Source organism: Peribacillus sp. FSL H8-0477 (genome assembly GCF_038002765.1).
GTDB lineage: Bacteria > Bacillota > Bacilli > Bacillales > DSM-1321 > Peribacillus.
Window position 1 is genome coordinate 180,818 of sequence record NZ_JBBODE010000002.1, and the last position, 21,677, is coordinate 202,494.

A 21,677-nucleotide genomic window follows, 5' to 3' on the forward strand; every position below is an offset into this window, starting at 1 on the left:
TAGTCTGGTAATGATGGCGAAGAGGCCACACCCGTTCCCATTCCGAACACGGAAGTTAAGCTCTTCAGCGCCGATGGTAGTTGGGGGTCTCCCCCTGTGAGAGTAGGACATTGCCAGGCAACAAGAAGAAAAAGATCAGCTACATAGCTGGTCTTTTTTTGTGGTGTTTTTTAGAAGTTGAACAGGAAACGGGGGTATATTGCGCCCGAAAATGCTCCCAGACGGGAATACGAGGTCTCTAGACGGGAATATGCAGGGCTTGGACGGGATTAACGTGATCTCAGAAGGGAATATGGATACTCCAGAAGGGATTAATGGTTGGAATAGCATAAAAATAGGTGAAATACCCCCCAAGGACACTTAGTTACTATCCTGAAACGGAAATTGAAGAGGAGAGTGTTGGACACTTGTCGAATTATACATAAGATATGGAGGTGCCAGAATGCAAGAATATATATATCATATGGTACCTAAAGAGATGATCGGCGACAAACTGATACCTTTGAGTGCTTTAGGTGAAATTTCTCCTCATTTGTTTAAGCAATATACGAAAAAGTATTTTAGTCACCCTGAGAGATTGAAATTGCTTAAAAGACAAGTCCCTAAACTAAATTGTTTATGGAATGATGTTATTCATTTTATTCCTCTAAACCCCTATTACGTATATGAAGCTCTTACATCTTTAGGGATCAAAACTAAAGAAAAACAACAATTTTTTAAAATTCCAATTGAAAGATTAACAAATAATACGAGTGCTATATATTTTTATACAAAAGAGAAATACAGAGGTCCAACTAAAGAAATTGAGGAAGATGAAATTAAGATTTTGAATGTTGAGACTTATCAAGAACTAAAAGAATTACCCACAGCATCAGTAGAATATTATCAACTTGAATATGAAAAGGGTAATAAATTTGGCCTTTTTGCATATATTCCCCATGTATTAAGTCTTGGCGAGGTTCAAATTAATGATGTGGAGATTGTATATTGGAACCAATACAAATGAAATGCTATTTGGTACTCTATTTCAATGTTTAACTTTGGAATGTAAATACTTTAAAAGGAGCAAAAGATGTCTTCAGGTTTTATTGTAGTCATAGCTATAGTGTCTATATATATTTGGAGTAAATTGTCCCTAGAAATTATGAAAGAGAATAATAAAAATAGATTCAAACTAATAACCTTAATGTTGTCGGGTACCTTAACAACACTATTTTTAATGGTCTCATTCTTTGAATACATACAACTATGAGCTAAAATCTAAATTCGAAGATGTTACATGTGGTTCTTTTACTCGACGGTTTAACGGCAAGATATCAGAGCTGTCTTTATGACAGCTTTTTCTTAGTGTGCCAGGCATGGCAACTATCTAGGTGGTGAAAGTCCACTGTGGGGGTAAACATCGACCAACCACTAAGGAAGCGCAAGGTACTTACCGTGAGGTAAGGGCTGGAGGAAGCGTGGAATAAAATCTTGGCTTGACGAACAGAAATCTGATACGAAGGCTCTACAAAGGGATAAGGCTCCTAAACAAGTCAAAGTCCAAAAGATGTGCGTAACTTTGTAGAGTAAATCAGACGAGTGAAAGAGGAAAGATAGTTGTCTTACCCTGGGAGGTCTTGCGGGTGTACAACTAGTACAGTCGAAAAAGGTTAGCCGCAAGAAGTCAGCAGAAGCCATAGTAATGAAGTCATTCATGAAGGGCTGAACAATTTATAGTGTTTCAACGCCACGAATGCATAAGTGACCTACTCCGAATGTGTTAATGGGGAAAGTATGAGCGTATCTCAAAGGATAACCAAAATGGAGCTATCACTTATTACGTGAGAGGAAAGGAGAAACGAGTGTGGAACTTTTAGAACAGATTCTAAGTAATCAAAATATGAATGAAGCCTACTTGCGTGTCTATAAAAATAAAGGTGCTAGTGGGGTCGATGGAATAACGGTCGATGAACTGAAGCAATATCTGAAAGAGAACAAAGATGAACTACGTCAGCGCATCAGAACAAGAAAATACCAACCACAAGCTGCCTTAAGAGTGGAAATCCCAAAAGAAAATGGCAAGATGCGCAAGTTGGGAATACCTACAGTAGTGGATAGGGTAGTTCAACAAGCCATTCATCAAGTTCTCAGTCCGATATTTGAAAAGCAATTTAGTGAATACAGTTACGGCTTTAGGCCGAAAAGAAGTTGTGAGATGGCAATTATTAAGAGCTTGGAATTTCTAAATGATGGACACGATTGGGTAGTGGACATTGACCTTGAAAGATTCTTCGATACCGTTCATCACGATAAACTGATGCGACTTATATCCAACACAATAAAAGACGGAGATGTCATCTCGTTAATCAGGAAATACTTAATCAGTGGAGTCATGATAAATGGAAAATATGAAGACACACCTGTCGGTACTCCGCAAGGAGGAAACCTCAGCCCATTATTGAGTAACATTATGTTAAACGAACTCGATAAGGAACTAGAGAAAAGAGGACTAAGGTTCGTGAGGTACGCAGATGATGCCCTCATCTTTGTGAAAAGTGAAAAAGCAGCGACTCGAGTAATGAGTTCAATCGTGAGATTTATAGAAGAGAAATTAGGTCTTTTAGTCAACGCAGAGAAGAGTAGAATTTCACGTCCAAAAGAACTAAAATTCTTAGGATTTGGGTATTATTACGACTCTAAAAACGAGAAATACCGAGTGAAACCTCATTCAACCTCCATACAGAAATTCCAAAGGAAGCTTCGACAATTAACAAAGCGGAACTGGAGTATTTCGCTAGACTATCGAATATTGAAACTTAAACAAGTCATATTCGGATGGGTAAACTACTTCAGAATCTCAAGTATGAAAGAAGCTATAAAGCGAATTGATATGAAGCTTCGCTCCAGAATTAGAGTCATCATCTGGAAGCAATGGAAAATTACAAGGAAACAAATCAAATCGTTAATTCAACTAGGGATACCCGAAGAAGAAGCGAAAGGACTAACGTTCTGTCGGAAAGGTTTCCGGTATATCGGATTATCGAAAGTTGTTCAAAGAGCAATTTCAAACAAAAGACTAAAGCAGAGGGGACTACCCTCTGCTTTAGAACATTATCTAAAAGTACACACTGTAATATAAATTGAACCGCCGTATACGGAACCGTATGTACGGTGGTGTGAGAGGGGCGAAAATAATTAAAATATTTTCCCTCTACTCGATTCCCTAAAAGACGGTCTTTTATGTTGACGGATTTTTTTGAAGGCAAGCATAAAGTTGAAACTTCTGTATACTAATATCACTTTAATAGGCAGATAGGGTCAATTTGATGAATGAATTTTAACTGATTAAATGGCGATTAAGTTAAACAAGGATTTGTTTAGAGGAACTGTTGTTATACATGTGGATCAATTGTACAGGACAGCTTACCAAGATTTTGATTACATACTTGAATCATACCTCTAACTCAAAGGGGTGGATTAACAATAACCAGTGCTTCTTATGATGGAGAGTCATTGAAATTACATTTTCTGTGAAAGGAGAAGCAGAGGAAGATTGAAATATCCAAGGATGTATGAAATTTATGATGAAAAAGAGGGGATTTCTGATAATAAAGAATTTGTCTATACGGAGCCATCAGATAGTAGCTATATAGGTAGTATACAATTAAGATAACCAAAAACGGAATTACCTCCATCAACTTCTATCCCACATGGATTCGAGAATATTGGTGAAAAGGATGAGGCTGGAGATTCAACGTACTTATAACCCAATTATCTTATGAGACAGTAATTGTTCAAAGGGATGGAAGATGAGGAAGCAAACATAAAAGTTCATATTAATTAGGTTTACGATGACAAAGGAAAAGAAGTTTATATATCCAGTGACGGAATAGATCTAGAAACAATGGAAGAGAACAATAAAATTATTGTTAAAAGTAGAAGTAGTATTCCACAATCATTGAAGGGAGAAAAATTAGTTATTTATCTTGAGGTATATCCTAAAGTGGCATTAACGGAATCAGACCACTTTATTCAATTAAGTGATGTAGTTAGGGCTGCAAGTTAAGATTTTGTTGTTGGAATGGAAAAGATCACTACTAAGGACTGTTACTTACGATTTCCAAATTAATAAGGGAATTACATGAACTAAGATTTTACGTTTTATCATAACTTTGCTCGTAATGAGGTCACACTGGTTAAAAAAGGATATATATAAAGAGCCGGTTAAGCAAAGATAACTTACGATATAGAGTTACCTTTGATAGTAGTAAAATTAATGACTTTAATATAGTTGAGTGTGTAATAAGAATTAATATGCGTTCATTAAGTTCCGATATTCCTTTCGAGTAAGATAGGAGTCAAAGTTGATTTGAATTTAATACGGTTATTGGGGGAAAGGGGCGGGTACTACCCTTTCTAACTTAGGAGCTGATCAGCTCCTTTTTGTATTAAAATCTGCCGCAGACTAGGCGGGAGGAGACCATCAGGAGAAGAAATTAGAGTTCTGGAAAAGGTTGATTATATTTGAGTGGATAATAAAACAACCTTCTGCCTTACAGAAGAATTGAATGAAAACAAACATTAGACAGCAGTCGTTAGACGTGCAGACGGAATAATGCAGTTTAAGACTATGTTACTACTGAATGTTAGAACATAAATGCCTTGGAGGAAAGCTTTTAGCTATTTACCATACAGGTCAAATTATTCATAAAATTTAGGGTTACCAGTTATAGCATTGTGAAAAAGCAGTAAGCTAAAGTGACATTCGGAGGGGGAAGTTAAATATTTTAAAAATGTCTTTCTTCTATAAAGGAGTTTTATTCTGATGTCTTCGAAAGTAATTACTAAAGCTAAAGGAGAAAAAATCCAGGAATTAAGGATTTTGTATAGAACCTCAAAAAGTAAACGATTAGCTTGAATATGTTCCACAATAGAGATAGTTAAATTAATAAGACTTGGAGAAGAATTGAATTAAGGTGAAAAACATAAAAAAATGCGTATAATAATAAGTGGAATTAGGGATGTTAAAGGAAGATATTCTTTTGATTGCGTTTAATTTTGGTTTTCTGAGTGTCTGAATTTGCGAGTATTTAAAGGGTTAGTAAATGAAAATTCATTAAATAAAGCATTGGTAAGAAGGGTTGAAAATACTTTTGAAATTAATTTAATAAAACCGTTGACAGTCTGTAGTGTGCTTGGTATACTTACATAGTCGCTTCGAGAGAAACGGCAAACGAAATAACAAATTGCTCTTTGAAAACTGAACAAAACAAAGCGTCAACGTTTTAAAGAAGTGAGTACACACTATAAAAACAACCGAGCAAGTCAAACATTCTACGGAGAGTTTGATCCTGGCTCAGGATGAACGCTGGCGGCGTGCCTAATACATGCAAGTCGAGCGAATTGTTGAGTTTACTCAACAATTAGCGGCGGACGGGTGAGTAACACGTGGGCAACCTGCCTATAAGACTGGGATAACTTCGGGAAACCGGAGCTAATACCGGATATGTTCTTTTCTCGCATGAGAGAAGATGGAAAGACGGTTTCGGCTGTCACTTATAGATGGGCCCGCGGCGCATTAGCTAGTTGGTGAGGTAATGGCTCACCAAGGCAACGATGCGTAGCCGACCTGAGAGGGTGATCGGCCACACTGGGACTGAGACACGGCCCAGACTCCTACGGGAGGCAGCAGTAGGGAATCTTCCGCAATGGACGAAAGTCTGACGGAGCAACGCCGCGTGAACGATGAAGGCTTTCGGGTCGTAAAGTTCTGTTGTTAGGGAAGAACAAGTACCAGAGTAACTGCTGGTACCTTGACGGTACCTAACCAGAAAGCCACGGCTAACTACGTGCCAGCAGCCGCGGTAATACGTAGGTGGCAAGCGTTATCCGGAATTATTGGGCGTAAAGCGCGCGCAGGTGGTTCCTTAAGTCTGATGTGAAAGCCCCCGGCTCAACCGGGGAGGGTCATTGGAAACTGGGGAACTTGAGTGTAGAAGAGGAAAGTGGAATTCCACGTGTAGCGGTGAAATGCGTAGAGATGTGGAGGAACACCAGTGGCGAAGGCGACTTTCTGGTCTATAACTGACACTGAGGCGCGAAAGCGTGGGGAGCAAACAGGATTAGATACCCTGGTAGTCCACGCCGTAAACGATGAGTGCTAAGTGTTAGAGGGTTTCCGCCCTTTAGTGCTGCAGCTAACGCATTAAGCACTCCGCCTGGGGAGTACGGCCGCAAGGCTGAAACTCAAAGGAATTGACGGGGGCCCGCACAAGCGGTGGAGCATGTGGTTTAATTCGAAGCAACGCGAAGAACCTTACCAGGTCTTGACATCCTCTGACACTCCTAGAGATAGGACGTTCCCCTTCGGGGGACAGAGTGACAGGTGGTGCATGGTTGTCGTCAGCTCGTGTCGTGAGATGTTGGGTTAAGTCCCGCAACGAGCGCAACCCTTGATCTTAGTTGCCAGCATTCAGTTGGGCACTCTAAGGTGACTGCCGGTGATAAACCGGAGGAAGGTGGGGATGACGTCAAATCATCATGCCCCTTATGACCTGGGCTACACACGTGCTACAATGGATGGTACAAAGAGCTGCAAACTCGCGAGGGTAAGCGAATCTCATAAAGCCATTCTCAGTTCGGATTGCAGGCTGCAACTCGCCTGCATGAAGCCGGAATCGCTAGTAATCGCGGATCAGCATGCCGCGGTGAATACGTTCCCGGGCCTTGTACACACCGCCCGTCACACCACGAGAGTTTGTAACACCCGAAGTCGGTGAGGTAACCGCAAGGAGCCAGCCGCCTAAGGTGGGACAGATGATTGGGGTGAAGTCGTAACAAGGTAGCCGTATCGGAAGGTGCGGCTGGATCACCTCCTTTCTAAGGAAAATTAACGTGACGCTTTTGTTTTGTTCAGTTTTGAATGAGTAATTCATTCAACCTTGTTCTTTGAAAACTAGATAATAGATAGAAGGCAAATTTTGCATCAATTTTTAAAACACCGAATGTTTTTTTAGTAGGTTAAGTTAGAAAGGGCGCACGGTGGATGCCTTGGCACTAGGAGCCGATGAAGGACGGGACTAACACCGATATGCTTTGGGGAGCTGTAAGTAAGCGTTGATCCAGAGATTTCCGAATGGGGAAACCCACTGTTCGTAATGGAACAGTATCTTTACCTGAATACATAGGGTACTGAAGGCAGACCCGGGGAACTGAAACATCTAAGTACCCGGAGGAAGAGAAAGCAATAGCGATTTCCTGAGTAGCGGCGAGCGAAACGGAATCAGCCCAAACCAAGAGGCTTGCCTCTTGGGGTTGTAGGACACTCAATATGGAGTTACAAAGGAACGGGGTAAATGAAGAGGTCTGGAAAGGCCCGTCAAAGAAGGTAAAAACCCTGTAGTTGAAACTTCGTTCCCTCCTGAGTGGATCCTGAGTACGGCGGGACACGAGAAATCCCGTCGGAAACAGGGAGGACCATCTCCCAAGGCTAAATACTCCCTAGTGACCGATAGTGAACCAGTACCGTGAGGGAAAGGTGAAAAGCACCCCGGAAGGGGAGTGAAATAGATCCTGAAACCGTGTGCTTACAAGTAATCAGAGCCCGTTAATGGGTGATGGTGTGCCTTTTGTAGAATGAACCGGCGAGTTACGATCCCATGCGAGGTTAAGTTGAAAAGACGGAGCCGCAGCGAAAGCGAGTCTGAATAGGGCGAATTAGTATGTGGTCGTAGACCCGAAACCAGGTGATCTACCCATGTCCAGGGTGAAGTTCAGGTAACACTGAATGGAGGCCCGAACCCACGCACGTTGAAAAGTGCGGGGATGAGGTGTGGGTAGCGGAGAAATTCCAATCGAACCTGGAGATAGCTGGTTCTCTCCGAAATAGCTTTAGGGCTAGCCTCAAGATGAGAGTATTGGAGGTAGAGCACTGATTGGACTAGGGGCCCCCAACGGGTTACCGAATTCAGTCAAACTCCGAATGCCAAATACTTATTCTTGGGAGTCAGACTGCGAGTGATAAGATCCGTAGTCAAAAGGGAAACAGCCCAGACCACCAGCTAAGGTCCCAAAGTATACGTTAAGTGGAAAAGGATGTGGAGTTGCTTAGACAACCAGGATGTTGGCTCAGAAGCAGCCACCATTTAAAGAGTGCGTAATAGCTCACTGGTCGAGTGACTCCGCGCCGAAAATGTACCGGGGCTAAACGTATCACCGAAGCTGTGGATGGACACCGTAGGGTGTCCGTGGTAGGAGAGCGTTCTAAGGGCGTCGAAGCTAGACCGTAAGGACTGGTGGAGCGCTTAGAAGTGAGAATGCCGGTATGAGTAGCGAAAGAAGGGTGAGAATCCCTTCCACCGAATGCCCAAGGTTTCCTGAGGAAGGCTCGTCCGCTCAGGGTTAGTCGGGACCTAAGCCGAGGCCGAAAGGCGTAGGCGATGGATAACAGGTTGATATTCCTGTACCACCAATTTATCGTTTGAACGATGGGGGGACGCAGGAGGATAGGGTAAGCGCGCTGTTGGATATGCGCGTCTAAGCAGTTAGGCCGGAAACGAGGCAAATCCCGTTTCCATTAAGGCGGAGCTGTGATAGCGAGGGAAATTAAGTACCGAAGTTCCTGATTCCACACTGCCTAGAAAAGCCTCTAGTGAGATAAAGGGTGCCCGTACCGCAAACCGACACAGGTAGGCGAGGAGAGAATCCTAAGGTGTGCGAGAGAACTCTCGTTAAGGAACTCGGCAAAATGACCCCGTAACTTCGGGAGAAGGGGTGCTTTTTAGGGTGAATAGCCCGGAAAAGCCGCAGTGAATAGGCCCAGGCGACTGTTTAGCAAAAACACAGGTCTCTGCGAAGCCGCAAGGCGAAGTATAGGGGCTGACGCCTGCCCGGTGCTGGAAGGTTAAGGGGAGAGGTTAGCGTAAGCGAAGCTTTGAACCGAAGCCCCAGTAAACGGCGGCCGTAACTATAACGGTCCTAAGGTAGCGAAATTCCTTGTCGGGTAAGTTCCGACCCGCACGAAAGGCGTAACGATCTGGGCACTGTCTCAACGAGAGACTCGGTGAAATTATAGTACCTGTGAAGATGCAGGTTACCCGCGACAGGACGGAAAGACCCCGTGGAGCTTTACTGTAACCTGATATTGAATTTTGGTACAGCTTGTACAGGATAGGTAGGAGCCTTTGAAACCGGAGCGCTAGCTTCGGTGGAGGCATTGGTGGGATACTACCCTGGCTGTATTGAAATTCTAACCCGCGCCCCTTATCGGGGTGGGAGACAGTGTCAGGTGGACAGTTTGACTGGGGCGGTCGCCTCCTAAAGAGTAACGGAGGCGCCCAAAGGTTCCCTCAGAATGGTTGGAAATCATTCGTAGAGTGTAAAGGCACAAGGGAGCTTGACTGCGAGACCTACAAGTCGAGCAGGGACGAAAGTCGGGCTTAGTGATCCGGTGGTTCCGCATGGAAGGGCCATCGCTCAACGGATAAAAGCTACCCCGGGGATAACAGGCTTATCTCCCCCAAGAGTCCACATCGACGGGGAGGTTTGGCACCTCGATGTCGGCTCATCGCATCCTGGGGCTGTAGTCGGTCCCAAGGGTTGGGCTGTTCGCCCATTAAAGCGGTACGCGAGCTGGGTTCAGAACGTCGTGAGACAGTTCGGTCCCTATCCGTCGTGGGCGCAGGAAATTTGAGAGGAGCTGTCCTTAGTACGAGAGGACCGGGATGGACGCACCGCTGGTGTACCAGTTGTCTTGCCAAAGGCATAGCTGGGTAGCTACGTGCGGACGGGATAAGTGCTGAAAGCATCTAAGCATGAAGCCCCCCTCAAGATGAGATTTCCCATAGCGTAAGCTAGTAAGATCCCTGAAAGATGATCAGGTAGATAGGTTTGAGGTGGAAGCGTGGTGACACGTGGAGCTGACAAATACTAATCGATCGAGGACTTAACCATTCGTTTTAATTACATGCAAAACCCTTCTTATTATCTAGTTTTGAAGGAACAACGTTCCTTTATAGTCTGGTAATGATGGCGAAGAGGCCACACCCGTTCCCATTCCGAACACGGAAGTTAAGCTCTTCAGCGCCGATGGTAGTTGGGGGTCTCCCCCTGTGAGAGTAGGACATTGCCAGGCAACAGAAAGAAAAGATCAGCTGCATAGCTGGTCTTTTTTTGTGGTGTTTTTTAGAAGTTGAACAGGAAACGGGGGTGTTTTGCGCCTGAAAATAGCTCCCAGACGGGAATACGGGGTCTCTAGACGGGATTTTATTAGCCGGAATAGCATAAAACAGCGAAAAAATCCTCCTTTGAAGAATATGTTTAAAAAGAAAATAACTGAATAGATGATATGTTCTTTATGTTCTGTTGAGATATTATGTTAAAATGGTCTAAACTCGGAATTATGACTTGGGAGGAATAGGCGTTGGAGAGTAATAACGATACTTCTACTAAGGAAACAATTTTTCAAGCTTTTAGCGAATGGCTGATAAGCGAAGGAAAATCAGAAAATACCATAAAGACGTATATTGGTGTGTTGTCACAATTTGAAGGATGGTGTCCTGGGGAATTTAAGGAAGCAGGTCCTGTGGATATTCAAAATTACTTAGATTATTTAGAGGAATCTCAAAAAAGTGCCGGAACGATTGAGAAGCATTATATGGCTATTAATGTGTTTTATAAGTTTCTTGGTCAGCCTCAAGTCATGCTCCATATAGATCGTAAGCTGAAAGAACAAAAGCAAGAGGTTCCTGAATCTCTTAGTCTACAAGAGCAGGAAAGGCTTTTGAAGGATTTAGAGACGGAGGGGAATCTGCGTAACATAGCTATGGTATTCGTTATGCTTCATACGGGTGTAAGGGTGTCTGAGTTATGCGATTTGAATTGTAGTGATGTATTAATTGAGGGAGATAAAAAGTATATTGTGGTGAGAAATGCTAAAGGTGAGGTAGATCGGTCTGTGCCACTCTCTAATGAAGCTGTACAACGCTTGCAGGTATACCTTAGTTCCATTAAGGAGAAGGAACAGAAAACAGCCTTGTTCATTTCCAGCTATGGTCAGCGTATGACACCAAGGTCTGTACAGTATATGCTGAAGAAATTTGATGTTCATCCGCATAAACTTCGTCATACATTTTGTCAGCAGCTTATTAATAAAGGGATAGATTTGCCGATTGTGTCTAAATTGGCCGGACATAAAGATTTGAATATGACCAAAAGGTATCTCATAGATAAGAAATTGGATTTAGATGACGCGATTGATCAGACCTTTTCGAAGTTTTGAACAGGAGGATTAAATAATATCCTCCTATGGGTGTTTATGTTAAAAAAACAGAATATTCTCTTTTAATAGCAGATAGAAAGTAGGAACTTTATGAAAAAATTGCTTCTTACTGGTTTTGAACCATTTCTGAACTACCCCATCAATCCTACAGAAGAGATTGTTCAGGCATTAGATGGAGCAGTCATAGGTGATTATATGGTTTGCAGTAAGCTATTACCGGTTGAATTTCGTCTTTCAGGTGATAGGATCATTGAGTATATTCAAGATATATTGCCAGATGCAGTTATATCTTTAGGCTTGGCTGCTGGTCGAAGTCAGATCACGCTTGAGCGAATTGGTATTAATTGTGCCGACGGTGAAAAAGATAATACAGGATATAAACCGCTAGGAGAGCGCATAGTCGCCGATGGTGCTGATGGTATGTTTACTAGTCTTCCGTTAAATCAAATGCTGGAGGGACTCATAGAGGCTGGTTATCCAGCATCTATTTCAAATAGTGCAGGTACTTATGTGTGTAATCAAGTCATGTATCGAGTACTGCATCATCTTCAAGAAACCAAACAGAGCAAGCAAGCAGGCTTTATTCATGTGCCGGCAAATCATTCCCTTGCGCTGCATATGGGGAAGATTCCTAGTTGGTCACAGCAGGATTTGCAAGAAGCCGTTCAGGTACTAATTAATCATTTAAATTAAGAGAAACAACAAGGACGTTTAGGTGGCAATTTTTCTATTCCACCTTTTTTGTCGTATAAAAAAAAGAAGATGGTTTTGGAATCTTTAAAATGAGGGAAGTTAAGAGTATAAGTAAAATTTTAGGAGGTGTTGATTGTGAAATGGAAAAAGGCCATGTTAATTTATAATCAGGCTGCAGGAAAAGGAAATATCCAAACTATGCTTGAGCAATGTTTGCCTATTCTAACTTTGGAAACGGAAGAACTGATGGTATTACAGTCTTCAAAGGCTGGTGATGCCCTGGAATATTGTCAGAAGTATGGAGAGCAAATGGACGCGGCCTTTATCTTGGGGGGTGACGGAACGGTTCATGAGTGTATAAATGGACTTGCTTCCTTGGAAAATCGTCCAGTAGTGGGAATTCTTCCTGGAGGGACCTGTAATGATTTTTCTAGGACGTTGAATATACCCCAAAATATTCGCCAAGCTGCGGAAACCATGATTTCCGGAGAAGTATCATTAATTGATGCTGGAAAAGCAGGTAATAATTACTTTTTAAACTTTTGGGGAATTGGACTGATCGCAGAAACTTCTGCCAACATATTTGAAAAGGAAAAGAATCGATTCGGTACAATCAGTTATCTGTTAAGTGCTATACGGACGGTAGGGGATAATGAACCTTTTCCATATAAGATTGAATTTGATGGGGAAGTACTTGAGGGTCAGGCCGTTTTGGTGCTTGTGCTAAATGGGAACTATATAGGCACAAACTCTCTGCCTTTTACAGATGTCCACGCAGACGACGGGTTCCTAAATCTAATTATTGTAAAGGAATCTAGTTTGAGCATATTGAAGGAATTACTTACGTTGAAGGGTGCATTAAGCGAAGTAGATGCAGATAACGGTCTGCTTCATTTTCAAGCAAGAGAAATTGTCATAGAAACTCCAGAAGAGATGGATGTTGATATGGATGGTGAAATTTATGCTAAAACACCAACGAAGATAACAAGTCTTCCTCAACATTTTAAAATGTTTTCAGGCATTAGCGAAAAGATTGAGTAAATTGATCGTGTTTTTCTTTAATTTTACAATTTTCAACACAGGAAAACGGCACATTCCTCCATTTTACGATACAATTAAAGGGAAGAATATTTACATAATCACGGGGGAATGTGTATGACTTATCAAGTAAAACTAGTAAAGGGCCTGTTTCGTCCATCTCTTAGTTCCTTTCAATTAAAAGAAGCCGAAGAAATAACCGCATTTAAACTGAAACTAATATGGGTATACATAGCGAGTATCCTATTGTTCTCAATAAGTGGTTATTTTGGGATTGGTACGGAATCGGTTTCAAAAGAGTTAAATGGACTTGGTACGGAAAGATTTGAAACGGGTAAACTGCTTGTATTTTTGGGGAACATCATTGCAGGTCTTATACTCCCGTCTATCTTTTTGTTTGTATCAGCCATGATCTTTTGGGTGATAACAGATATTCCATACATAAAGATTGTTGTTGTCCAGATGATTGGTTTCACACTTTTTTTAGTGGAAAAATTCCTATTGATTCCCTTTTTCTTATTGATGGATCTGAATCAAGATGCTAATCCATTTTCTTTAGGGGTAGTCAGTCAATATTTTATTGCGAATGATTATTTTATTCACTTCTTTAGTGAAGTGTCTATTTTTAGTGTGGCAATTATTGTGATTACATATAAATATTTGAAAGCTTTATCTGATAAGAAACCGATAATTATATTACTGATGATTTGCTTCAGTTACCTTTTATACTGGTTTTTAGCGGCTTTCTGTTCTTATTTAGACGTCAATGTATTCGTATGAGGAGGTGTAGTCAATGAAGAAATGGAAAATTATTTCGCTCTCTGCAGTTTCAGGATTACTAATAGCGGGTAATTTATATTTAATAGGTAAGGAAGATAGTAAAGTTGAGCGAACTTTATATGTAGAGAACTGGACGAAAGCTAAACTAGGCGATATTTCAAGGACTTTTCAAGTACAAGGCATGGTAGTACCATATGAAGAGTATCCTGTGTACTTCGATCATGAAAAACAATTCCAGAAATTTTTAGTACAGGAAGGAGATACGGTCACTTCAGGGACGCCTTTATATGAATACCTTGATCCAAAAGCTTCAACAAGCAAAGCCAATCTTGAAAATGAAAAACAACTTGCTGAAAATGATCTTTCTGCAATAGAGAGTTATATCAGCAGCCTGGAAAGTTATCAATCCTCCATTCCAGAAGCTCCTTCAGTGTCTGATAATGAAGATAATGCAGAACTGGAAGCAGACTTAAATTTGGATGAGCATGCTTCATCTGAACTAATTGTTGCCACTATTGAACAGGAAATATTTAAACAGGAATATGAGAAAAGCAAAATAGAAGAAAAGGTTAACATTCTAGAAGCTGAGCTTGTAAATCTTGATGAAATAAGCGGGACTGTATCAGCTGTTAGTGATGTTGATGGCACTGTGAAGGAAGTGAATAAGAGTCTTACTGGCCCTATTCTAACTTTATCTTCAAATAGGTTGTCAATTGAAGGAGAACTTTCTGAAAAAAGGTTAAAGGAAGCTGAGGAAGGACAGGCAGTTACGGTTGAATCATCTGAATTAAAAAAACCTCTTATAGGGACAGTCGATCGTATTACAGCCTATCCGAAATCGGAACCAAGTATGAAGAAAGAAAGCACTTATCCGTATAAAGCTATAGTTAAGGATGATCAATTGCTTCTACCAGTTGGCAGCAAGGTGAATGTATCGATTGTTACCTCAAGTGTGCAAAATGTTCCGGTTATTCCTGAAGATACCTTACATATGGGTTCAAAGCCATTTGTTTATAAGTTAACTACTGGCCGTGTGAATAAGCAGTATGTAACGAAGGGTATTGAAATGAGTGGAAGACAAGAAATTCGGAAGGGCATGACCGCAGGCGAAACGATTTTAGCTGAACCAGAGAATGTACCACAAAATCATGCTTATTTTATAACAGCACTACAACCAAAAGATATAACACGAAAGCAACTTAAAGAGATTAGTACACGCGATAAATTCCGGTATTTATTAACAGGCCTATTAGAGAGATAGGACTTGATATGTTATTTGAACTACATAAATAAGAGAAAAAACGGATTCATAAAGGGATTTTTGAGGGATTTCCAGCAATTTTATGCATAGAACAGAAATAAATATATTTACAGAAATGAAATTTTACTATAATATTTTATTATAACGTAATACCGCTTAATCTTATCGAAAGAACGGGGGACCCAATTTGCGGATCCGTTCGCTTGGGGTGAATTCTAGATTAGTAGAAAGGGCTTTGTGTTTCCAAGTCCTAACCCGACAGCTAACCTCGTCAGCGTAAAGGGAACAGTTTGAAAAATGTTCGCGTAAAATGACACACAGTGTGTCTTTTTTTTGCCGGAGAAAATTTACCTTGTTTCCCTTACCGAGACAAAATGCATGTTTGCAGCATAGAATTTTTACAGAAGGTGAGGATGTTAGATGAAGAAAATTAGTTTAGCTTGGCAAATATTTATTGGTCTCGTATTAGGGATTATCGTGGGGGCTATTTTTTATGGCAACCCTGACGTATCTACTTATTTACAACCACTTGGAGATGTTTTTCTCCGTTTAATTAAAATGATTGTTGTTCCAATTATTGTTGCGAGTATCGTAATGGCTGTAGCGGGTGTAGGTGACCTTAAGGCACTCGGTAAAATCGGCGGAAAAACGCTTCTCTATTTTGAAATAGTTACAACCATTGCTATTATCGTAGGTATAATGGCTGCAAATATATTCCAACCAGGTGCAGGCGTAGATATGGGCTCCCTGGAAAAAACAGATATCAGCAGTTACGTTGAAACGGCTGATAACACAGAAACTAAATCATTAGTGGATACAATAGTGAATATTGTCCCATCTAACCCAATTAAAGCAATGGCTGAGGGCGATATGCTGGCCATTATCTTCTTCTCCCTTTTGTTAGGTTTGGGAATAGCCGCGGCTGGAGAAAAAGGAAAACCTGTCCTTGGATTCTTCCAAGGGTTGGCGGAAGCAATGTTTGCTATGACTAATATGATTATGAAATTTGCTCCGATTGGTGTATTTGGTTTAATTGGAGTAACCATTTCTAAATTTGGACTAGAATCCCTTATTCCACTGGGTAAATTAGCGATTACTGTTTACGGAACGATGATTTTCTTCGTAGTAGTTGTTTTAGGTTTAATAGCTAGACTTGTTGGCTTTAATATTTTCAAATTATTCATCATCTTAAAAGAAGAATTGATCTTAGCTTTCTCTACTGCAAGTTCAGAAGCAGTACTTCCAAAATTGATGGAGAAAACAGAAAAGCTAGGCTGTCCAAAGCATATTTCTACATTCGTCATCCCAACTGGTTACTCGTTTAACTTAGATGGTTCAACGTTATACCAAGCGTTGGCAGCAATCTTCATTGCTCAAATGTACGGAATAGATTTAACTATAGGTGCTCAAATTTCCCTAATCCTTGTCTTAATGGTTACTTCAAAAGGGATTGCGGGTGTGCCTGGTGTTTCATTCGTTGTCCTATTAGCGACATTAGGATCAGCTGGAATTCCAGTAGAAGGTTTAGCCTTCATTGCTGGTATCGACCGTATCCTTGATATGGGTAGAACAGTTGTTAACGTAGTAGGTAACTCTCTAGCAGCTATCGTTATTTCTAAATGGGAAGGTCAATTCAATCCTCCTGTAGAAGCGGCTGAAGTAAAAAGTGCATAATAAAAAAGGACTTGCAGTTTCTGCAAGTCCTTTTTTTATTAGGTCAATCAACTTAAACAGTGGGTAGTGTCTCCCTCGAAAATGATTTCGGGCTTATTTTGATTGACGGTAATTTTAGTTAAACTTACATTCCCAATATAGGGTTGTGAATAGAGCTGGGATAAGGAAAGATTCTTTATAGTGGCCATAAAAGCTCGAATGAATAGAGAATGGGAAACAATCAGAACTGTCCCTTCAGGGTGTGCTTCGGTAATGTTTTTATAGGAAGTAGCTGCACGTTCTAGGATTTGTGGATACGACTCTCCGCTGTTACGCTGGTAAAGATGGGGAGTCTCCCAAAATGATTTATACTCATTTGGGTATTCTGCTTCAATCTCTTCTTTATGTCTGCCTTCCCAGTCACCAAAAGACATTTCACGCAGCAGTTCACTTTTGATGAGTGGAATCACGCGTTTGCCTGCAATGAGTTCAGCAGTGTGAGCAGCACGTTCACTCGTACTTGTATAGATACAATCGATGGGTGTGTCCTTTAAACGCTTTCCTAAAGCTAATGCATCGTTTATCCCTGAGGTAGTCAGGTCGCTGTTTTCCCAGCCTTGCATTCTTCCTATAAGGTTCCATTCGGTTTGTCCGTGGCGTACTAAGTAGATCGTTAACATCGCTATCTCTCCTGCTTTTGTTTTTAAATTTATTATATACGCTGTATAGCGTACAGGCTAAGATAATGATATTCTTTTCGAAAGAGAAATAAAACATACGAAAGTAAACTATTTGCTCGGCTATTTTGGTAAAATAAAGTGGAAAGTGTCTGTTGTTTTTTTAATTGCTGGTGCGGAGGGTAAGGGATACCATGAAAAATGATAGTAGAGACATTATTTATATACATCTGCAGGCTTCTGAACGTTTTGCACTCTTTTCTGGAATGAGTTTTCGAGAATTTGGACACTCAACGGAAGTACCATTGAGTAATCTTCTGCTGCTAAAGCATCGATATGAAGAAGGAGAATTTAACTTAAATACGTTATTAGAGTATGTTCCTGAGGATCGTGTCGGGGAGATACTGAAGGAAGATGTAGATGAATATGGTGATTTTTGCTGGCTGGATTTTGAGGAAGAGTCAGGGCTCGACGAATTAGATGGACAGGAAATTGCCGAATTATTATATTTAGGGCATTGTAAACATCATCTGCGCCCGCCGTTCTTTCGGAAGCTAAAAAATCAATATGTCTATCTTGCTCATGATGACGGTTGGTTTAATAAATTATACTACCGTACTCTTAGCAGCTATTTACATTTGATTGGAAATGTACTGCCTCTTAAACTAGAATCCGTAACAATAGAACGAACCTGGCTGGGTTTTAAAAAGAAAAGTGAGATCCCTAAGGTGCCGGATGAGATTCTTGCTCATCTTACACCGTTAATGGCAGAGGGTTTGATTTTATCGTTTTCTAAAGCACAACAGACGAGGCAGAAGATTGAAATACCTGGTTGGGTTATTGGTGATTATGTAAATATGGACGATATGATGGAGAGCTATAAAGAAATGAGCGCTGATCATCCACATATACAGATTATTTATTATCGAAAAACAAAAGAGTGGGCCATTATAAAAAAATAATTCCCCTGAATCAGGGGTTTTTGTTTTCCCAAATTATATAGGCAGGCGCGAAAATAGGCTATCTAACATAGATTAGTGAATAAAACTCACCTGATTTCCATGATTAATTTTTTTCGTTTTGAAGGGAAAATGATACAATAATAAAGGTTACTAGAATATTGGAGGGTTTACTTAATGAAAACAAAACTTGGATTGCTTTACGGCGGCAAATCAGCAGAGCATCAGGTATCGATGCAAACGGCTCTTGCAGTTATTAAAGCATTAGATATAGAAAAATATGATATACATCCGATCTACATAACTGAAGAAGGGGAATGGATGAATGGTCCTAAACTGACTGGTCCCGTTCAAAATGTTAAGGAATTAGCCTTTACTGGTGGAAGCTCAATTTCACCTCTAGCGCTTAGTTCTACCGAAGATGAACCGAAATATGATGTCATCTTCCCTCTACTGCATGGTCCTAATGGCGAAGATGGAACTGTACAAGGAATGCTGGAATTGATTAACCTTCCTTATGTAGGGAACGGTGTATTAGCCTCTTCAGCAGGAATGGATAAAGTCATCATGAAAAACCTCTTTGCACAGGCAGGTCTTCCACAGGTGGGCTATAACTGGTTTATTCGTTCTGAATGGGAATCAAATAAAGCAGCAGCTTGTGAAAAGGTTGAAAGTGAGTTAGGGTACCCTTGCTTTGTAAAACCAGCTAATCTTGGTTCAAGTGTGGGAATCAGTAAGGCAGTTAATAGAGATGAATTAATGGCAGCATTTGATGAAGCTTTCCAATTTGATCGTAAAGTAATTGTGGAAGAAGGAGTCATCGCTAGGGAAGTAGAAATTGGGGTGATGGGTAATGATACTCCTGACTGTTCAGTAGCAGGAGAAATCATTGCTAAGAAAGATTTCTATGACTATAAAGCTAAATATGAAGATGAAGATACCGTTATGGTTATCCCAGCTGAAATTACAGAATCAGAATATAAAATGTTAAGTGAAATGGCCGTTACCTCGTTTAAAGCGCTGGATTGCTCTGGACTTGTTCGAGCAGACTTTTTCCTAACAAAAGATGGGAAAGCTTATATCAATGAAGTGAACACGATGCCGGGGTTCACTCCTTACAGCATGTTCCCTCTGTTATGGAAGCACACAGGAGTTGAATATCCTGAGTTAATTGAACGTTTAGTTAACCTGGCTAAAGAACGTAATGAAGAGAAACAAAAAATTAAATATACTTTTTAAGTTATCATGCTGCAAAGATTGGTGGAGGAAGTAAATGATTAAAAGAACGTTTAACCAAATTCGAGAAATGGCAAAAGGCCTTAATCAGACTACCCAATTTGGGGATGTTATGGTTGAGGGTGTCACGATTGATTCCCGGAAAATAGAACCAAACAACTTATTTGTGCCGCTTGTCGGGGAGCATGTAAACGGTCATCAGTTTGTAGAAAAAGCGTTTCTTCAAGGTGCAGCTGCATCCTTTTGGCAAAGTGATATGCCTAATCCTCCGGAAGGACTGCCGCTGATTATTGTTGACGATGTTCAAGCGGCCCTTCAACAATTAGCAAAAGTATACCGTCATCAAGTGGACTGTAAGGTGGTCGGCATTACAGGAAGTAATGGCAAAACGACAACAAAAGATATGACGGCTGCTTTGCTGTCCAAAAAATATAAGGTATGTAAGACAAGAGGGAATTATAATAACCACTTGGGCATGCCTTTGACACTATTATCGATGGATGAAGATACGGATGTCGCTGTCTTAGAAATGGGGATGAGCAGCAGAGGAGAAATAGAATTTCTTTCAGCGCTTGCTCAGCCGGATATCGCTGTTATCACGAATATTGGTGAGTCGCACTTACTTGATCTTGGTTCACGTGAAGAAATTGCGAATGCTAAGCTTGAGATCGTTGCGGGTATGGCTGATGGAGGAACGCTTATTTATCAGGGGGATGAACCCTTACTTCTTGAGCGGATTGACGGGAAGTACCCTCACCTGAAAACAGTATCATTTGGTCGTGGTCAGGATAGTGCTCTTTATGCGGCTTCTATTATGCAAAATCAGGATACTACCTCTTTTAAATTAGAGGAAAATGGGGATGAGTACATGATCCCTGTTCTCGGCAATCATAATGTCCTTAATGCGTTAGCTGCAATTTTAACTGCGAGAGAACTGCAGGTAAGTGAAACAGCTATAAAAGAAGGTCTAAAGACCATTCAGCTGACGAATATGCGCATGGAGATGGTTGCAGGTGCTAATGGCGAGAAAATTATTAATGATGCTTATAATGCCAGCCCTACATCTGTTAAAGCAGCAATCGAGTTAGTTGAAGGGATGACCGGATTTAAACACAAACATTTAGTTTTTGGAGATATGCTGGAGCTTGGACCACAGGAAGAAATCTTCCATTTGAAGATTGGCGAAATGATTAATCCCAGTGAGATTAATTATCTTTACACCTTTGGACCTTTAGCACAAAAAATTGCAGAAGGTGCGGGCAAACAATTTTCTAGTGAGAATGTTCATTCGTTTCAAGATAAATCAGCTTTAATTCTTAAACTGAAAGAATTGTCCAAAGCGGGCGATTTGATTTTAGTTAAAGCTTCAAGAGGAATGAAGCTTGAAGAAGTCGTTTCTGCACTACAAGCAAAAAACAGCGTTCAGTGATTATCCAAAATGGCAGCCCGCAGACCGATTGCGGTGCTGCTGTTTTTTATTTAGAAATGAGAATAACCAAAATAAATCGGGTCCAACATTGCAATACCAGCATTATAATGGTAATATAGAGGTTGAGGTTAAATGCCTTTTAATTGGTGATAATAGTATATGTCTATTTCCTTAAATATTAAAGGCACTTAAGTAGCTCTTATGAAAAATTTTCGTTCGTGAGTTTTCGTTGTTTTTGAAGAAATTCGTACTTTCAGATTAAATAGACCGAGCGTCTTGAAACCATATAAAAGCTGCCGTTTTGGCGGCTTTCGTTGCAAATAGGAATGCGGACCGAGGATCTTCCCTCGGTTAGCAGATTCACAAGTTTCCAGCCTAGCTGGCTGAAATCCACAGACGGAAACTCCGTCATGCCTTAAAGGCACCGCTTGTGACTCGATACCACTTCCGCACTCCCTCAACGCAAAAGGGTCTGTTTGTATGAAGCACCTGGATTTCCAGGTTTGTCTATGCTGTTTGTAGAGACTTTTTCTACTCCCACAGATAGGGAAAAGGTGCAGCAGCCCTCACCTGAATAATACGGCAGCTCCGTATACTACTTTGATATTTCCATTTTTGGATTTAATTTTGATTACATGTACTATTAAAAAGTGAGATGCCTATGTAGGGTGTTTACTGCTTACTTGCAGCA

General features: G+C 40.8%; 12 protein-coding genes, 4 rRNA genes and 1 riboswitch. Of the genes, 15 read left to right on the top strand and 1 reads right to left on the bottom strand.

What is annotated here, in order from left to right; translation table 11 throughout:
* The first annotated feature begins 3 nt into the window (after positions 1 to 3).
* From rrf (MHI18_RS12670) to MHI18_RS12725, 12 genes are all read left to right on the top strand, one after another.
* Positions 4 to 119 (top strand): 5S ribosomal RNA (rrf, locus tag MHI18_RS12670).
* A gap of 323 nt (positions 120 to 442) precedes the next feature.
* A complete protein-coding gene (locus MHI18_RS12675) occupies positions 443 to 1,006 on the top strand; it encodes a group-specific protein (RefSeq protein ID WP_340847872.1) in 564 nt (187 codons plus the stop codon).
* Between the two features lie 840 nt (positions 1,007 to 1,846).
* Positions 1,847 to 3,121, top strand: a complete 1,275-nt coding sequence (ltrA, locus tag MHI18_RS12680) for a group II intron reverse transcriptase/maturase (protein ID WP_340847873.1) — start codon at positions 1,847 to 1,849, stop codon at positions 3,119 to 3,121.
* A 2,194-nt stretch (positions 3,122 to 5,315) separates the two neighbouring features.
* Positions 5,316 to 6,861, top strand: a 16S ribosomal RNA gene (locus tag MHI18_RS12685).
* 139 nt (positions 6,862 to 7,000) lie between these two features.
* A 23S ribosomal RNA gene (locus MHI18_RS12690) occupies positions 7,001 to 9,933 on the top strand.
* Positions 9,934 to 9,998: 65 nt separating this feature from the next.
* Positions 9,999 to 10,114 (top strand): 5S ribosomal RNA (rrf, locus tag MHI18_RS12695).
* Together the 16S, 23S and 5S rRNA genes form the textbook arrangement of a ribosomal RNA operon.
* A gap of 288 nt (positions 10,115 to 10,402) precedes the next feature.
* Positions 10,403 to 11,260, top strand: coding sequence for a tyrosine-type recombinase/integrase (locus MHI18_RS12700; RefSeq protein WP_340847874.1), 858 nt, complete (start codon positions 10,403 to 10,405; stop codon positions 11,258 to 11,260).
* A 90-nt stretch (positions 11,261 to 11,350) separates the two neighbouring features.
* Positions 11,351 to 11,953, top strand: a complete 603-nt coding sequence (locus MHI18_RS12705) for a pyroglutamyl-peptidase I (RefSeq protein WP_340847875.1) — start codon at positions 11,351 to 11,353, stop codon at positions 11,951 to 11,953.
* Between the two features lie 135 nt (positions 11,954 to 12,088).
* A complete protein-coding gene (locus tag MHI18_RS12710) occupies positions 12,089 to 12,994 on the top strand; it encodes a diacylglycerol/lipid kinase family protein (protein WP_340847876.1) in 906 nt (301 codons plus the stop codon).
* 114 nt (positions 12,995 to 13,108) lie between these two features.
* Positions 13,109 to 13,771, top strand: coding sequence for a hypothetical protein (locus MHI18_RS12715; protein WP_340847878.1), 663 nt, complete (start codon positions 13,109 to 13,111; stop codon positions 13,769 to 13,771).
* Positions 13,772 to 13,784: 13 nt separating this feature from the next.
* Positions 13,785 to 15,032, top strand: coding sequence for an efflux RND transporter periplasmic adaptor subunit (locus MHI18_RS12720; RefSeq protein WP_340847879.1), 1,248 nt, complete (start codon positions 13,785 to 13,787; stop codon positions 15,030 to 15,032).
* Between the two features lie 143 nt (positions 15,033 to 15,175).
* Positions 15,176 to 15,323: riboswitch (cyclic di-AMP (ydaO/yuaA leader) on the top strand.
* A gap of 129 nt (positions 15,324 to 15,452) precedes the next feature.
* Positions 15,453 to 16,706: a cation:dicarboxylate symporter family transporter gene (locus tag MHI18_RS12725; RefSeq protein ID WP_340847880.1), complete on the top strand. Its 1,254-nt coding sequence runs from the start codon at positions 15,453 to 15,455 to the stop codon at positions 16,704 to 16,706.
* A gap of 47 nt (positions 16,707 to 16,753) precedes the next feature.
* Here the strand turns inward: MHI18_RS12725 and MHI18_RS12730 are convergent, their stop codons facing one another.
* Entirely contained in the window at positions 16,754 to 17,365 is a 612-nt protein-coding gene (locus MHI18_RS12730) for a histidine phosphatase family protein (RefSeq protein ID WP_340847882.1), read from the bottom strand.
* Positions 17,366 to 17,556: 191 nt separating this feature from the next.
* Between MHI18_RS12730 and MHI18_RS12735 the strand changes: the two genes are divergently transcribed.
* The 3 genes from MHI18_RS12735 (at position 17,557) to MHI18_RS12745 (ending at position 20,986) form a co-directional block, all read left to right on the top strand.
* On the top strand, positions 17,557 to 18,324 hold the full coding sequence (locus MHI18_RS12735) for a hypothetical protein (protein ID WP_340847883.1): 768 nt from the start codon (positions 17,557 to 17,559) through the stop codon (positions 18,322 to 18,324).
* A 174-nt stretch (positions 18,325 to 18,498) separates the two neighbouring features.
* A complete protein-coding gene (locus MHI18_RS12740; protein WP_340847885.1) occupies positions 18,499 to 19,560 on the top strand; it encodes a D-alanine--D-alanine ligase in 1,062 nt (353 codons plus the stop codon).
* Positions 19,561 to 19,594: 34 nt separating this feature from the next.
* Positions 19,595 to 20,986: a UDP-N-acetylmuramoyl-tripeptide--D-alanyl-D-alanine ligase gene (locus MHI18_RS12745; protein WP_340847886.1), complete on the top strand. Its 1,392-nt coding sequence runs from the start codon at positions 19,595 to 19,597 to the stop codon at positions 20,984 to 20,986.
* Positions 20,987 to 21,677: the final 691 nt, after the last annotated feature.